The organism is Yersinia sp. Marseille-Q5920, from assembly GCF_946902935.1.
Classification (GTDB): Bacteria; Pseudomonadota; Gammaproteobacteria; order Enterobacterales; family Enterobacteriaceae; genus Yersinia; species Yersinia rochesterensis.
This window is the reverse complement of sequence record NZ_CAMPQA010000014.1, coordinates 46,769-62,462: the sequence shown is the minus strand read 5'-3', so window position 1 is coordinate 62,462 and position 15,694 is coordinate 46,769. Positions and strand designations below refer to the sequence as shown.

The following is a 15,694-nucleotide window of genomic DNA, read 5'->3' as shown; positions in this document are numbered from 1 at the left end:
GCATGACTGTTAACACGACGTTTAACTCGATTTTTAACTACAACTATAACTATAACCTCAGTGATGCGGAGCGTTGGGCGGAGTTTTCCGGCGATTACAACCCGATCCATTTTGATCTGCAACATGCACAGCATTTGGGGCAGGAACAACTGACTGTCCACGGGATGCGCGCCATGCTGGATATCAAGTATCAGCTCAGCACGGCGTTATTGCCGATATTGCCGCCAGTGGAGTTTCTACGTTTTAACGCCCGCTTACGTCAACCGGTACAGTGCCATATGCCGTATCAGCTACAAGTCAGTCAAATGCCAGAGCAGGTGAGTGGCAATCTGATTGATATTAGCAGCGGTGAGAATTGCTTTAACGGCAAGCTGCGCAGTGCGCCCGCACTGGTACAAACTGACAACGAACAGTGGGCATCTTTGTCTGCGGACGAGGTTTTCCAGTCAAGCCAGCAATTCCTGGGTGACGCATCACAACCGGCTGAATGCTGGGGATTTTTTGATGCCCTGCTATTTAAATTGCTGGTTGCCGCGCCGCAAACACTGGCCACCGCCAAACAGGTATTACCGGGGATTGAGGCGGAAACTTTGATTGATGTTTTCAAGTATGTGCCGGTTATCCAAACTCACCATGATGTGCATTTCAGTGCAGATTTACTGCGCATCAATAACCCGAATCTATTTGTCCGCAGTGCATTGCACTACGCCATCGAGCCGACACTGATTGTCGGCAACCCGACTGATGGCTGGGTATTGCGCGCGGCTATTGCGGCCCGTTCCGACTTAGGGCCATTAATTACCACAGCTGTAACATTGAAAACGTGGCCGTTAGCCGCGCATTAAAAAAGGATAAGATCATGGAAAAGTATCAACACGTTTATGACACTGTATGTGAAATGTTGTGTGACGCCAAAGACTTAGAGATGTCTGCATTATCACCTGAAATGCCACTGCATCAGTTAAAACTCGACAGTCTGGATTATGTCGAATTGATGGTGCTGGCAAAGCGCGAATTCGGCGCGACGCTGAATGCTGAAATGTTTATGGAAAATCCGGACATGACTTTAGGAGAGCTTTGCCAGAAGTTGGCCGAGCAAAAGAAATAATATTATGAGCAAGCAATGGGTGTTAATTACCGGCGGCAGCCGTGGTATTGGTCGCGCTTTGGTCGAAGAACTGGCTAAAGAGTGGAATGTGGTGTTTACCTGGCGCAATGGTGAGCAACAGAGCCGCGATGTTATCGACAGCTGTGAAGGGTTGCCCGGTAAGGTGACCAGCTATCGCTGTGACGGCAGCAATGAAGCGGATGTCGATGCACTTGCGCCGCAATTGTTAGAGAAGTATGGCCCACCCGGCGCGGTAATTCATAATGCCGGTATTACCGGTGACAGCTTACATATTCAGCAGAATGGTGATAACTGGCGCAATGTGCTGGATACTAATCTTAATGCGGTTTTCTACTGGAATAAGCATGTTTTGCCAGCAATGATGATGCAGGGCGAAGGTGCCGTGTTGCTGATGTCCTCAGTGACCGCGATAAAAGGCAATATCGGCCAGAGCGCTTATGGTGCCAGTAAAGCGGCGATGATTGGCCTTGGCCGCTCACTGGCGCTTGAGATGGGCCGCTTTAATATTCGAGTTAACTGCCTATTGCCGGGGGTGATCGACAGCGATATGACGCGCGACATGCCTGCCGATGCCTTAAAAGGATTGCGTAAACAAATACCTTTACGGCGTTTGGGAAGTGCGCAGGAAGTTGCTCGTGTCAGTGCTTTTATGGTCGGTAATGATAGCCGCTATATGACTGGCCAGACCTTGGTGTTGGATGGTGGGTTAACGGCGTGATGAAAGTTGCCATGGATGGCAATGTCATCAAAGTCATAGGCTATTGCCAGCCCATATGCGCTGGCAATCAAAAGTCGCTACTCGGATATATTCCATTTATGCGCTAATGTGGATTTTGTCTCACCTGCCAGCCACTGATTGACTTCTTTCAATAATGGCTGATTATCTTTCGCCATCATATACACTTTGTAGCTGCCGGTGCCGGGTAATATTTCCGGTGTTGCGACACAAAATACGCCAGGCTCTTTGCTCTGGTAATAATCCCCTTCGATTAAGTCAGTAAACATAATATCCGCACTTTGATCTCGGACTCCCTGCAAATTAGCCACGTTATCTTGGGTTCGGATGATTTGGGCTTGCTTGATATTGGCATCGACAAACGATTGATTGGTACCACCTGGATTGACAATAACTTTCACCGCTTCGCGATCAATCGCCGCCAATGTGGGGAATTTTTTGGATTGCTGGCAATTAGCTAAGGCAATTTTGCCGTTCTTCACCACCGGGCTGGATAATGAGAATTGCGCTGCGCGGCCGGGTGTTTCTGTGACGCCACCCATCGCGATATCAAACTTGTCTGCCGCTAAATCTTCAGAAAGTGTTGGCCAACTACTTGGTACAAAATTGACTTTAAGCTTCAGACTTTCGCCCAGGGATTTTGCCATATCAATATCGTAACCAATCAATTCCCCCTGTTTATTATGAAAGGCCAAAGGGGCGTAGTCACCGGGAACACCAATCCGTAATTCCCCACTTTGTTTTATTTCTTGCCAATTTTTCGCTAAAAGCGGTTGGCTGCTAATTAATGCTACGACCATAATTCCCAGAGGTAATTTCTTCATTTTATTCCTGCTTTTTTATAAAATTCAAAATGAGAATAACGTGATGTCTTATTTTTAATCAATGATTTTATGAGTGAAACATCCGTAGTTTATCGACACTACGGATGTTTTTCTGGATTGGCCGTTTTTTGATATTAATCACGACTATTGATGTGGAATATATTCCCCAGTTAGGCTTTCAAGGAAGGCGACGATATCTTTGACGTCTTGCGGTGGCAGGCTAGTCCCCACTTGATATTTCAACATCATTTCAACAGCCTGATTTAAATCTTCGGCTTGTGCATCGTGGAAATAAGGTGCTGTCAAAGCAATGTTCCGCAGGCCCGGTGTTTTAAAACGGTGCATATCACGGGGATCTTTAGTGACATTAAAACGTCCTTGGTCATCGGTTGTCAGCTCTTTTGAGCGATCTGCAAAGTAATTATTTTTTAATCCCATGAGGTCATAGGACTGCCCACCAATATTTTTACCCACGTGGCAAGTGTCACATTTATTTTGCTGGAATAAAGCTAGGCCGTTTTTTTGGCTGGCAGTCAGAGCATTAACATCGCCTTTCAAATAGCGATCAAAAGGACTATTCGGCGTGGTCAGCGTTTTCTCAAACTCAGCAATAGCATCAGTAATAGTGTGCTCGGAATAGCCTTGCGGATAAACTTGAACAAACTCCTGTGTTAATTGTGCATCCTGTTGCAGTTTATTAATAATGTCAGCCCACGAGGCTGATGCCATTTCCACCGGATTCAATGGTGGCCCACCAGCCTGTTGCTGTAAATCAACGGCGCGACCATCCCAGAATTGATTCACATTGAACACGGCATTGAAGACTGTTGGCGCATTTATTCCGCCTTTCTGACCATCAACGCCGGTTGAGGTCGCCAAATTATCGACCCCACCTTTAGAGAGCAGGTGGCAACTGGCGCAGGAGACGGTGTTATCGCTGGACAACCGTGGATCGTGGAAGAGGCGGGAACCCAATGCCACTTTTTGACTATCGATGGGCAAGGCATCTGGCAGCGGTTGTAATGTCAGATGTTGCATGTCGCTGCTGCTGGTGGAGGGGAAATGTTCCGCCCGCTGTGCTTTCACCCAATCAAGAATCTGATTTCTTTCTTCAACATTGAGACCTGAAGCCCAGTGTAAAACAGCAAAACGCTGTGGTGGCATTTGTTCGCGAGCAATGGCCGATTCGATTTTTGCTAAATCAGCCTCCGGTACTGCGTGATTTTCTTTAATCGCCAATAAGGTCGGTTCCAGTGAGAAATATTGGCTACCTTGTTGAATATCGTAATCCATTAATTGTTTCACGCCTGGGATCGCAGCATAAAAAGGCAGAGATGCACTGCTGGTATGGCAATAATCGCAACCCTTTTGATAAAACAGATTGCTGATTTGTTGGTTAGTTATTTTTGTATTGCTTGCCGAGGGGGATGTATCCTGAGATCGTTTTTTTTCCCCGTTGATTAATGTGTTACTGCGTGCGTTATCCGTCATGTAGATATAACCTGCTACGCCCAGATAACCTGCAATTACTAATATACCTCCGCCAATTAGCCATTTTCTTATCACAGCAGCACTCCTTTGTTGTGTGGAAAGCGGTATTCGCTTTCACATTTATGTATTTACCCTGCTAATAACCTTATTTATTTAATGGGATTATCTCTGGGTTGTGCTGAGGGATGGTTGACTTTTATCAAGCTACTGGAGCAGCTTTGCCTATGGAATAAGAGAGCTGCTGGTAATTACTGAGCAAACGCCGAGTTATTGGCGCGGCACCGCACAGTACGGTTTTATGGAATGGCCGCATATTCCGGCGTTATTACAAGGCATTACTGATATGGATTGTCAGTTTGAACTGGATGATGTGGCTTATTTTTCAGGTCATAAAACCATTGTGGGCCGTGAGGATGGCAGGTGATTACCCGCATTGGAACGGAGCAGCTTTGCTTTCATGGTCAGAAATTTCATTCATGTGACCAATTATTATCATCTGCCGAGTGATAAAGGGGTGGAGATCTGTCGCCGGGTTGCTATTTAGTTGATAATAAAGTGGCTCGCCAATAAAAAACCGCCAGCGGAAACATGATCCACTGGCGGCTTGGTTTGTTATTTTACGTGTAGGGCAGAGTTAGGCTTTAGTGCCTCGTGCGGCAATAATGGCATCGGCCACATTACGTGGTGCTTCAGCGTAATGCTTGAATTCCATAGTATAAGTCGCGCGCCCCTGTGACATGGAACGCAACACGGTGGAATAACCGAACATTTCTGATAACGGCACTTCCGCCCGGATGATTTTCCCGCCACCGACCATCTCTTCCATGCCTTGCACCAAGCCACGGCGAGAGGAAAGGTCGCCCATCACATTACCGGCATACTCTTCCGGTGTTTCCACCTCGACACTCATCACTGGCTCAAGGATCACCGGTGAGGCGCGCTTGACTGCTTCTTTGAAACCAAAGATGGCGGCCATTTTAAACGCCAGTTCCGATGAGTCCACTTCGTGATAAGAACCGAACGTCAAGGTCACTTTCACATCCACCACCGGATAACCGGCCAGAACCCCGGTATTGGTGGCTTCCAGTACGCCTTTTTCTACGGCACCGATATATTCACGCGGCACTACACCGCCTTTAGTCGCATCAACAAAAGCAAAGCCGCTGCCCGGAGCCTGCGGTTCGAGAGTAAAGACCACATGGCCGTATTGCCCTTTACCGCCGGATTGACGAACAAATTTGCCTTCAACATCTGTGACGGTCTTGCGCACGGTTTCGCGGTAAGTGACTTGTGGTTTACCGATATTGGCTTCCACACCGAACTCGCGTTTCATGCGGTCGACAATGATCTCCAGATGCAATTCACCCATGCCGGAGATAATGGTCTGGCCGGACTCCTCGTCAGTCCGGATACGGAATGACGGATCTTCCGATGCCAGACGTTGCAGTGCCAGCCCCATTTTCTCTTGATCGGCCTTGGTCTTAGGTTCAATCGCTTGTGAAATTACCGGCTCAGGGAATTCCATTCGCACCAGCGTAATTACCGCATCTGGGTCACACAGGGTTTCCCCAGTGGTGACATCCTTCAAGCCGACACAGGCGGCGATATCACCGGCGCGGATTTCATCCACTTCAATCCGGTTATTGGCATGCATCTGAACAATACGGCCAATACGTTCTTTTTTGCCGCGAATCGGGTTGTAAACACTGCCGCCTTTGCTCAATACACCTGAGTAGACGCGCACGAAAGTCAGCTGGCCGACATAGGGGTCGGTCATCAATTTGAACGCCAGCGCCGAGAATTTTTCATTATCATCGGCCTTGCGGCTCACTTCATTACCGTCTTCATCTGTGCCGCTGACCGGCGGAATATCTATTGGCGATGGCATCAGTTCAACCACTGCATCCAACATGCGCTGCACACCTTTGTTCTTAAAAGCACTGCCGCACATCATGGGCTGAATTTCACCGGCAATAGTCCGGATGCGCAGACCTTGGGTAATTTCATCCACCGTCAGGTCGCCGGTTTCCAGATATTCGGTCATCAGTGCTTCAGAAGCTTCAGCCGCCTCGGAGACCATTTTTTCGCGCCACTCATTCGCGGTCACCAGCAAGTTTTCCGGGATGGGTTCATAGCTAAACGTCATGCCCTGAGAAGCTTCATCCCAGATTATCGCGCGCATCAGCCGCAAATCTACCACGCCGGTAAAGTGCTCTTCACTGCCGATGGGAATCACAATGGGCACTGGATTGGCTTTCAGACGATCAATCATCATCTGGCGGACGCGGAAAAAATCAGCGCCGGGGCGGTCCATTTTATTAACGAATGCTAAACGTGGAACACGATATTTATTGGCCTGACGCCAGACAGTTTCGGATTGTGGCTGCACGCCACCGACCGCGTCATACACCATGACCGCACCATCAAGCACCCGCATGGAACGCTCCACTTCTATCGTGAAATCCACGTGTCCGGGGGTGTCGATAATGTTGATGCGGTGATCGGGTAAGGTTCCGTCCATCCCTTTCCAGAAACAGGTCACGGCAGCCGATGTAATGGTAATGCCACGTTCCTGCTCCTGTGCCATCCAGTCAGTAGTCGCGCCGCCATCATGCACTTCACCCAGCTTATGACTGACGCCGGTATAGAACAAAATACGCTCGGTGGTGGTGGTTTTGCCGGCGTCGATGTGGGCGGAGATACCAATGTTGCGATAGCGCTCGATAGGAGTTTTACGTGCCATATTAAGTCCTTAATGATAATGGCAATTTCGGGGTGGGCGGTGTTATGCCCTACCGGGAAGTTGTGAGTTTGGTTTAAGTTCAGCATTGCTGCTAATGATCACTTGATCGCCACTAGTATAATCTCACTGTACGAATATACACGTACAATTTAATTATTTGTTCTGAAACTGTGCAATAATAGTGTTGAGCAATGGTTGAGGGGGGGGTCATCATTGCATTAGAATTTTTAGTAGGGCCAAAATGGAGTATAGGCTATATTGCCGCCCGCTAAGGGTCGTTTTATATGGTCGAATCTGGCAGTTTGACGGGGAATTTGTTCGTCGTCTGTGACTTATTAATAGGAACACTATGATTGCAAATCATCCTGAGCGTGAGCAGATCCGGCTGGAAAATGTGCTGACGGCTTTAGGTAATCCACTGCGGTTGGCGGTGGTGCGTAGATTGGCTGCGGGTGGTGAACATGCCTGTGGCACTTTGGTGCAAGGTTTATCTAAATCTACCCTGACACATCATTGGCGTGTATTGCGGGAAAGTGGTGTTATCTGGCAACGGCCTTGTGGTCGCGAGAGTTTGTTATCATTACGGCGCGATGATATTGATACCCGCTTCCCCGGCCTGTTGGATGTGTTGCTCAATGCGGTAGCCAATGATGCGACTACCGATGAATCGACGGCAAAACATCTGCCGGAGTGAGTTGAGGGCGGTTATGATATCAACCGCCCTTGATTGGCAGGTTAAATCTCTTGGGCGTGCGCCAGGACAAAATCTTCGGCGGCTTTTGACCACAATCCATCAGTTTCGCGCAAAATGACTTGCAGTTCCTGTAATAACGGCGAATCTTGCTCGGTACTCATCAGTTCACTTAATGAGGTCAGGGGCATATTTTTGCCGGTATAAACCAACTTTTTACCGCCGATAATTTGCGGTAAATTCAAGGTGGTTTCCGCCGCATCATTTAGCCCGAGAATGTGAGATACCACTTTCCCCGCGTTCACTTTCTTCGCTTCAATTAACTTCACCGCTTCGCGCATGTCGTCGGTATTACCGCCTGAGGTGCCGACATAATGGGTAAAGGAGTAATGGAGGTCGTAGAAATTAACCGACGCCATAAAATTCTTATCCTGCGGGCCAGCAAAGAAATTAAAGCAGCCATCCGGAGCTAATAGGCTTGAAGCTAATGTGACCAACTCAGCTGAAGGGACGAAAACGAAGATATCGTCATAACCTTTGCCCTCCGTCAGTGCCATTAAACGTTCAAACTGATCATCAGTGTGTTTGGTATTCAGATAATGCACTTGAGTCTGCGGCTCGCTCGGATATAAGCGGGCGGCATAATCCAGCTTTTGCTGGTGGCGATCGGTAATAACCAATAATTGCGGATTAACGGGTCCATGCAACGCGTAATCAATGGCTAATAATCCCATCGGGCCGGTGCCACCCAGAATTAATACATTACCACCGGGTTTTATCCCCATTTTATGCTGATAAGTGCCGGGAACCAGATGGTAATTGGCATTAAATGCACCGATAACACAAGACAGTGGCTCTACCAATGAACCTTCAAAATAACTTTCGCCTTCATATGGCAGCAAGCAATCTTGCTCCATAACTTCATTGGGAATAACCACATGAGTGGCTTCACCGCCTACATAAGGGAAAGAATAGCCGGGACAATCTGGGCGGTCGGGTAATTGCAGATTAGCCTGAATCACATAACGGCTGCCGGGTTTGAATTTATGCTGCCACTTCTTACCAACTTGCAAAATATCGCCACAAAATTCATGACCAATAATAATCGGATTTTCTGCCACATTATCCGGCACTTTTTTATGGTCAGCGCCCAAATTGGCTTCTTTCCATGAAGAGAGACAAATACTGTCAGTCACGACAGTGGCCAGAATTTCATCATCGCCTATTTCCGGTAAGTCGAAGCTTTCCAGCCGCAGGTCATTCTTGCCATATAAACGCAGTGCTTTAGTTTTCATTTGGAACCACCTCAATTATTTGTAAATACAAAACAGCCGATCGAATAAAAAACTTCAAATAGAATAAAAAACCTCCCGGCATTAATCAGGAAAGAATGCCAAGCCATGAGCCCAAAATTCCGAGGCCAAACAGGGAGAAGATGAGCCAAATAGGGTTAATTTTGCGCTTGAGTAAACGCATCATTAACAGGGTAAGCCCCAGCGCCAGCAAACCTGGGCAAAGCTGATCCAGAATATTCTGCACCGTCATGGTCACAGTGGTGCCGTCGTGACCCGGCGTTTTCGATATCACCAGCGGCACATTGATACTGGTCCATTTGGTGACCAATACCCCCATGATAAACAAGCCCAAAATGGATGCGCCCTCGGTCAGTTTTTGCAGCAAATTCCCGCCAAGATCTTTGACGATATTGATGCCCTTGTTGAAACCGTATTGCAGACCGAACCATTTCAGCGCCAGGCGCACAGAATTAAAGGAAAGGAAGAACAGAATCGGCCCTAGCACATTACCACTCAGTGCCAGCGAGGCTCCCAAAGCGGCTGTGATTGGGCGCAAAGTCCCCCAAATCAACGGGTCACCGACCCCAGCCAGCGGCCCCATCAGCCCGATTTTCAAGCTATTGATTGCCCCTTCATCAATATCCGCACCATTGGCTCGCGCCTCTTCCATCGCGGCGGTGACGCCTATCACTGGCCCGCAGACCGCCGGTGTGGTGTTGAAGAACACTAAATGGCGTTTCAATGCGGCAATTTGGTCTTCTTTTAGCGGATACAAGCGCTTGATTGCGGGTACCATGTCATAGCAGAAACCCAGGCCATGAATACGTTCATAGTTAAAAGAGGCCTGTTGCAAGTTGCTGCGTAAAAACATTTTAAACAGATCAGACCGGGTTAATCGTTTGTTTAATGTGGTCATGTCGGCGTCTCCTAATCTTCTAATTCATCAAGTTTGGCTTGGCTGGCTTGCGCTACAGGCGCTGCCGGTTTCTGATAAAGCGGGTTTAACTGGATATACAGCAAGGCAATGATCAGACCGATACCGCCGAAGGCGAGCAGGCTGAAACCGAGATAGCCTCCGACAATAAAACCGAGGAAGAAGAAGGGCATAAGGTATTTCACGCCCATCATGTTGAGCACCATGGCGTAGCCGACCACCACGATAAATCCGCCCGCAATTTGCAACCCATGGGTCACTACCGTTGGAATAGCACTGAGCATATGGCTAACGGTATCGGCGCTGACAAAGATAGACACGATCAATACCGGAATGGCAACTCGCATGGCCTGAACCAACAATGCCGATACATGCATAAAATCAATCATGGCGAAATTGGCTGTTTCCGCGGCTCGGTCAGCTGCGTGCTGGAACGCTACAGTGATGGTGCGGGCAAAGACCGTCAATACTTGGCCAGCAGCGGCTACCGGCAGGGCAATGGCGATCCCGGTGGCAATATTCTGATGGCCGACAATCACCAGAATGGTGGCGATAATACTGGCGAGCGCAGAGTCGGGAGATTGCGCGGCACCCACATTCATCCAACCAAGGGCGATTAACTCCAACGTACCGCCGAGGATAACGCCGGTGGTCATATCGCCAAGAATTAAACCAGTAATAGTGCAGGCGATTAATGGCCGGTGAGTTTGGAATTCATCCAGCACGCTGCCGATACCGGCAATGCATGAGAAAATAAAGATTAAGATTATTTGTAGTAAACTTATTTCCATGGTGGACCCCTTTGGACAATACAACGCGGTCATCACTGCTATAGTCGTGGACTATAATTAAATAGTTGTATTGCCCAGGTTAAGTAATAGGATTTAAATGTTTAATAAAACCTGAGTTATTATTTGTCTATTAATTGACGTGCCGTTATTTAGACTCCAACTCACGTAGTTTTTTAATCACATCCACATCAGGATCGGAAGTGACTACTCGTAAATCTAAATGAACACCACGTTCAGCTAATGCATAAAAGGCGTTAATATCATTTTTATCCACTGATACTGCTTTGGTTAATTGTGTTTTTCCTTGTTTAAAGGCCATGCCGCCAATATTAATCACGGAAATTTTCACGCCCTGATCTACCAATCGTAAAACATCATTTGGATTGGTGAATAAATAAAAAACTGTGTCGTTGATATAATTCGGGTTGTGATAAACTGCCACCGCCTTTTCAATATTAACGACATTCACTTTGATTCCCGGTGGTGCGGCCTGTTTTAATAATGTTTTCCGGATTTCATCGTTATAAACTTCGTCGCTACAAATAATAATACGCTCGGCTTTGGCTTCTTTGGCCCAAACCGTGGTGACCTGACCATGAATCAGCCGGTCGTCAATTCTTGCCAGATTGATTTTCATATAAAGTCGGCCTCTTCTTCTTCGCTATTTTGTTGGTGTCGGAATGACTGCACGCACTGTGTGCCGATATCGAGTAAATAGTCCGTCAGTTCTTCCGCCGCCATCACTTGCTGGTTATCAGCAATTTCCAATGCCAATGGCAAAGATAATCCGCTGATGACTTGAATTCGATTATCACTGAATGCCAGACGCGCGGCGGCGTTATAAGGGCTGCCACCTTGTAAATCCACCGCAATTAGCCAGGCGTCATTGTGATTTTTTGCCATGACATCCTGCATTTTCTTCACTAAGTCTTCGGCGTTTTCGCCTCGGTTAAATAGCAGCGGGGTAATATTCTGTGTTTCGCCATACACCATATTGACGGAGTTGAGCATTGAAACCGCTAAGTCACCGTGACCACAAAAAATGACATTAACCATTATGCCTCCTGTTAACCGCGAGTTTTGCCGCCGGCAATGTTATAGGTCACACCAGTGATATAGCTGGCGCGTTCGGATAATAGGTAAGTGACGAAATCAGCAATTTCAGAGAGTTTCCCTGCCCGGCCAATTGGAATGGCATTCTTGGTATAACCGTCGCGCAATTGTTCGACGGTGATATTGCGGGTGTAGGCCAGTGCTTCTTCATAATCGAGAGTGCGCAAACCGGTTTTTTCTAAAATGCCGGGTGCGACACCCACTACGCGGATACCGTATTTCCCCAGTTCTTTGGCCCATGAGCGGGTAAAGCTGTATAGCGCGGCTTTAGTCGCGGCATAGCAACTTTGGCCTTCTGAACCTTCCAATCCGCTTTCTGAGGTGAGGTTAATAATGACGCCGTTTTTATTTTCTATCATATTGCGTGCTACAGCTTGTGACATCAGATAGACCCCTTTCTGATTCACATTAACCATTTTTTCAAATTCATTATCTTTCAGTTCATATTGGCTATGACTTTGCTTGGGATCGACCAACAGTCGTGGGAGATTAATCCCCGCATTGTTGACCAGCGCATCAATATGCCCGTGTTGAGCCAAAATATTATCTATTGCGGCTTGTACGCTATTACGGTCAGAAATATCCAACTGAATAAAATTCAATTGCGGATTATTTTTAATCTCACCCTCAAGTGGATTAACATCAGCTAATTGTACCTTGGCTCCCGCCGTCAGTAATTCTTCTACAATGGCATAACCAATCCCTGACGCACCACCGGTGACAATAACCACTTTATCTTTTAAATTTAGCCAATCGCTCATAATATTTCCCTGTCTATCTAATTTTGGATAATACTCGGCCACATACCGAAAGTATGATTTGTTAAAGGGTATTTAGGTATTAAGGGGGCGTTAACCCCATAGTCATTATTAATGAATAAATTACGCCGTGAGTTTTAATATCTCCTCGGCAGTTTCTTTGGTAGTCACCAGACTATTAATATACTTTCCTTTAATCGCGCCGATGATTCCGCTGATTTTATCGTGAGAGTGTGCAATTCCAATGGAATAACGGGCTTTCTTAATTTTGTCTAATTGAATAGTAATGGTTTTATCCGAGATATAAGTTTCTACCTGATTACCTTGTAAATCATAAAAGCGCGAGCAGATATCCCCGGCGACCTGCCGGTCATTAAAGTGGTCAATAACATCGCTACCATAAAAAGCGCGCCAGGTAGAGTTTCCCGAAATATTGGGAGAGCCAATACCGAATATAGCGATATCCAACCGCTGCCAATAATCAGCAATCGCCTGATAATGCTGAGATTGCACAATGCCATCGCGGATAACACTTTCTTCCAGAATGGCCGGGAAATCGATCAACAATGACTCGCCTTTTAATTTCATCGCAGCGCTGTAGACCAGCGTATTAACATGAAAGCGGCTTTCCAACTTACCTGAAGGGCCGCCAACCATAGGAATACAGGTTAATTGGCGCGATACCGACGAGGTATCCATCTGCTCAACCAGTGTGGCAATCGCACTGCCCCAGGAGAAGCCCAGAATATCGCCATTTTCAATAATTCTATTCAGTAATGCGCTGCACTGTTTTGCCATCAGTATTAGTTGATTTTCTGGCGATGAGTCCTGTTCGCAAGAAACAACAATTGCCTCACGTAATTTAAAGCGCGATTTCAACTGCTGTTCCAACAACAAATTTTCGTTATAGTTATAGTTGATTGAAATAGTGACAATGCCTTGTTCGCGTACTTTTTTGAGCATTCGGCTGATGCTGGTGCGGTAAATCCCCAGCGCCCGCGCTATCTCAGCTTGTGTGAAATTTTGCTCATAATACATTTGTGCAACTTTCACCATCAGGCGCAGATCATCGCTCTTTTCCATTTCAGCCTCTTGCACATTTGTGCAGATTTCATTAAGTTATCTATGACTTGATATAATCACTTTCTATTTTTTAAGTCAAAAGCATAAAATAATGAATCTCATTACAACAGTACAATAATCCACTAATTATCATCTTTAAATTAACTTCAGATATCGCACATCTGTGCAATTATCTTTAATGGTATGATTTATATTACATAATTGGAAAAGCGGTTTTTGTGTCGGTCTACTTTATTCCGAACAAATATTCGATTTTGATCACATTTTTATTTTGCGTAATAGTGTTGGATTTGCACATATGTGCAAATAAAGTCTATTGCAGAATAACTCCCGGCGATAATTAGCCGAGAGTTATCTGGGCAGAGGCTTAATTCAGCAGCGGTTTATAGTGATGGGGCTGGCGCATGGCGACCAAATCTTTACGGCGCACCACATTGGTAGGGTAGGGGCTGCCCGCGAGTGAGCGAGTATCAATTGTCTGTGTGACGGCTTGCGTTTCTTGCCAAAGCAGCCGCTCAAGCCGTGGAAAAGTAAAGGTTTCTGGCCCGAATACTCCGCTATATCCCCCGCGCTCATTGATGTCATCGACGACATTAGCAAAGGCCAGATAAAGATTATTTTCCCCTGCGCGGGTTCTGAATAAGTGCCAGTGCAGTGGGTCGGCTCCAGTCGGAATGGGGTAATTTTGCACCACAGCACTGCCCTTATGCGCGGCAGTAAAACCGGCCGGCAGGGCGGCGGAACAGGCGATAATATCGCAACCCATCAGGGCCAAAATGCGCGCTGATTCAGGTAACAAAGCATCATGGCCCAATAGCAATCCGACCCTGCCGAGCGCCGTATCAAACACCCGCCAGTATTCCCCTGCGCTGGCCCACTGTTGATTTTGTTGAGAAAGATGGATTTGCCGATAAGTGCCGATTATCCCCTCTGGCCCAAACAAAACCTGTGTGTTGTAGTTTTTATCCTGCTGTTTTTCGGCCATCCCCACCACCAGATAGACCCGCAATTTCATAGCCAGGCGAGCTAACGCCTGCACGGCTGGGCTTTCTGGTGTTTGAGCATCAGCCGCGCCTGCGTGATAGCCGGTCAGGGCTAATTCCGGGAAGACAATTAGTTCGCTACCTTGTTGTAAAACGGCGTTTTCTGTCATGGCGGTAATGGTCGCCAGATTGTCCTCTACCTGTTCAGTTGAGCAGAACTGCGCCACCGTGATGCGGCTCTGTTTGCCCGCAGGCAAAGGCTGCTGCCCGTAAAGCCCAAAGAAATCCTGCGGATTCCATAAAAAACTGTCACTTAATAGTGAGTGATAATAGTCAGGGCGGCGCTGCTCAAACACCAATTCGCCCAAGACCTGGCGCTGGCGGCTGCGGCTGATATCAACTTCGGCATAAGCTATTCCGTTGCCGTCATCCACCACTGCTGCAATGTTGCCATCAGGTTCAATAATGCAGCTACCGCCGCTAAATTGGACTCCGCGCTCTAGCCCCCAGCGATTGCTTTCCAGTAAATAGCAGCCATTTTCCATGGCTCGGCTGATCCAGTAAGGTGCGGGTGTGCGCTCCGCCAGCCAATTGCTGATATGGCAAATTACATCAGCGCCATCCAGCGCCAGCAAACGGGCGGTTTCGGGAAAGTGAATATCCATACAGACCAACATGCCAATACGCCCCAGCGGCGTATCAAACACTTGATGCCCGACATCCCCTGCTGCGGCCCATTTAGGTTCTGAAATATAAGGATGACTTTTGCGATGGCAACCAATGACCCCATGCGGCCCGATGAGTACCGCACTGTTGTAATACAGCGCGGTTTGCGGGTCTACCTCCGGCATTCCTAACACGATATAGCATTGATAACGTTGGGCTAATTCAGTGAATCGGGCGGTGCTTTCGCCGGGGACGGTTTCGACCATTGGCGCGATTTCCTGTCGGTCAAACCAACAGTAGCCGGTGGTCGCCATTTCGGGGGTAGTAATCAGGCGAGCACCTTTTTGTGCCGCCTGTTCTACCAATGCCAATAACTGCTGCACATTTGCCTCTTTGGCAAACATGAGGGGTTCAAACTGAATGGCGGCTGCAAGATAAGGGGCTATCGACATGATTA

At 47.4% G+C, this 15,694-nt stretch carries 16 protein-coding genes; 5 read left to right on the top strand and 11 right to left on the bottom strand.

The genetic code is table 11. The features are described 5' to 3' along the window. Positions 1-2 precede the first annotated feature (2 nt). The 3 genes from OVO64_RS17560 to OVO64_RS17550 are packed head-to-tail and all read left to right on the top strand — an operon-like array spanning position 3 to position 1,847. A complete protein-coding gene (locus tag OVO64_RS17560) occupies positions 3-845 on the top strand; it encodes a MaoC family dehydratase (protein ID WP_038635913.1) in 843 nt (280 codons plus the stop codon). 14 nt (positions 846-859) lie between these two features. Next, entirely contained in the window at positions 860-1,108 is a 249-nt protein-coding gene (locus tag OVO64_RS17555) for an acyl carrier protein (RefSeq protein ID WP_038635910.1), read from the top strand. Between the two features lie 4 nt (positions 1,109-1,112). Further along, positions 1,113-1,847 carry an SDR family NAD(P)-dependent oxidoreductase gene (locus tag OVO64_RS17550; protein WP_038635906.1) on the top strand — a complete coding sequence of 245 codons (735 nt, stop codon included), beginning with the start codon at positions 1,113-1,115 and terminating at the stop codon, positions 1,845-1,847. Positions 1,848-1,924: 77 nt separating this feature from the next. Here the strand turns inward: OVO64_RS17550 and OVO64_RS17545 are convergent, their stop codons facing one another. Both OVO64_RS17545 and OVO64_RS17540 read right to left on the bottom strand, forming a co-directional pair. Further along, complete coding sequence (locus tag OVO64_RS17545) at positions 1,925-2,689, bottom strand: transporter substrate-binding domain-containing protein (protein ID WP_038635902.1); 765 nt, start codon at positions 2,687-2,689, stop codon at positions 1,925-1,927. 144 nt (positions 2,690-2,833) lie between these two features. Further along, complete coding sequence (locus tag OVO64_RS17540; RefSeq protein WP_038635899.1) at positions 2,834-4,255, bottom strand: cytochrome c peroxidase; 1,422 nt, start codon at positions 4,253-4,255, stop codon at positions 2,834-2,836. Between the two features lie 154 nt (positions 4,256-4,409). On the opposite strand from OVO64_RS17540, the gene OVO64_RS20660 reads away from it, so the two are divergent. Next, positions 4,410-4,604, top strand: coding sequence for a KUP/HAK/KT family potassium transporter (locus tag OVO64_RS20660; RefSeq protein WP_416371397.1), 195 nt, complete (start codon positions 4,410-4,412; stop codon positions 4,602-4,604). A gap of 210 nt (positions 4,605-4,814) precedes the next feature. Here OVO64_RS20660 and fusA read toward each other — a convergent pair whose 3' ends face one another. Next, the gene (gene fusA / locus OVO64_RS17530) at positions 4,815-6,923 is read right to left on the bottom strand and encodes an elongation factor G (RefSeq protein WP_145509986.1); all 2,109 of its coding nucleotides are present in this window, start codon (positions 6,921-6,923) and stop codon (positions 4,815-4,817) included. Between the two features lie 349 nt (positions 6,924-7,272). On the opposite strand from fusA, the gene OVO64_RS17525 reads away from it, so the two are divergent. Beyond that, entirely contained in the window at positions 7,273-7,617 is a 345-nt protein-coding gene (locus OVO64_RS17525; protein ID WP_050292248.1) for an ArsR/SmtB family transcription factor, read from the top strand. A 41-nt stretch (positions 7,618-7,658) separates the two neighbouring features. Here OVO64_RS17525 and OVO64_RS17520 read toward each other — a convergent pair whose 3' ends face one another. From OVO64_RS17520 to OVO64_RS17485, 8 genes are all read right to left on the bottom strand, one after another. Beyond that, positions 7,659-8,909: a zinc-binding dehydrogenase gene (locus OVO64_RS17520; protein ID WP_004389155.1), complete on the bottom strand. Its 1,251-nt coding sequence runs from the start codon at positions 8,907-8,909 to the stop codon at positions 7,659-7,661. A gap of 85 nt (positions 8,910-8,994) precedes the next feature. Then, positions 8,995-9,825 (bottom strand): PTS system mannose/fructose/sorbose family transporter subunit IID, encoded by an 831-nt coding sequence (locus OVO64_RS17515; protein WP_032819211.1) that lies wholly within the window; start codon positions 9,823-9,825, stop codon positions 8,995-8,997. A gap of 11 nt (positions 9,826-9,836) precedes the next feature. Next, positions 9,837-10,634, bottom strand: coding sequence for a PTS mannose/fructose/sorbose transporter subunit IIC (locus OVO64_RS17510; RefSeq protein ID WP_219646757.1), 798 nt, complete (start codon positions 10,632-10,634; stop codon positions 9,837-9,839). 145 nt (positions 10,635-10,779) lie between these two features. After that, positions 10,780-11,271, bottom strand: coding sequence for a mannose/fructose/sorbose PTS transporter subunit IIB (locus OVO64_RS17505; protein WP_032819212.1), 492 nt, complete (start codon positions 11,269-11,271; stop codon positions 10,780-10,782). Next, positions 11,268-11,690, bottom strand: coding sequence for a PTS sugar transporter subunit IIA (locus OVO64_RS17500; protein ID WP_004389159.1), 423 nt, complete (start codon positions 11,688-11,690; stop codon positions 11,268-11,270). Before OVO64_RS17500 ends, OVO64_RS17505 begins: the two co-directional genes overlap by 4 nt. 11 nt (positions 11,691-11,701) lie before the next feature. Then, positions 11,702-12,508 (bottom strand): SDR family oxidoreductase, encoded by an 807-nt coding sequence (locus OVO64_RS17495; RefSeq protein ID WP_032819215.1) that lies wholly within the window; start codon positions 12,506-12,508, stop codon positions 11,702-11,704. 120 nt (positions 12,509-12,628) lie between these two features. Beyond that, positions 12,629-13,588, bottom strand: a complete 960-nt coding sequence (locus tag OVO64_RS17490) for a sugar-binding transcriptional regulator (protein ID WP_038635887.1) — start codon at positions 13,586-13,588, stop codon at positions 12,629-12,631. Between the two features lie 367 nt (positions 13,589-13,955). Beyond that, entirely contained in the window at positions 13,956-15,689 is a 1,734-nt protein-coding gene (locus tag OVO64_RS17485; RefSeq protein WP_038635884.1) for a nitrilase-related carbon-nitrogen hydrolase, read from the bottom strand. Between the last annotated feature and the right edge of the window lie 5 nt (positions 15,690-15,694).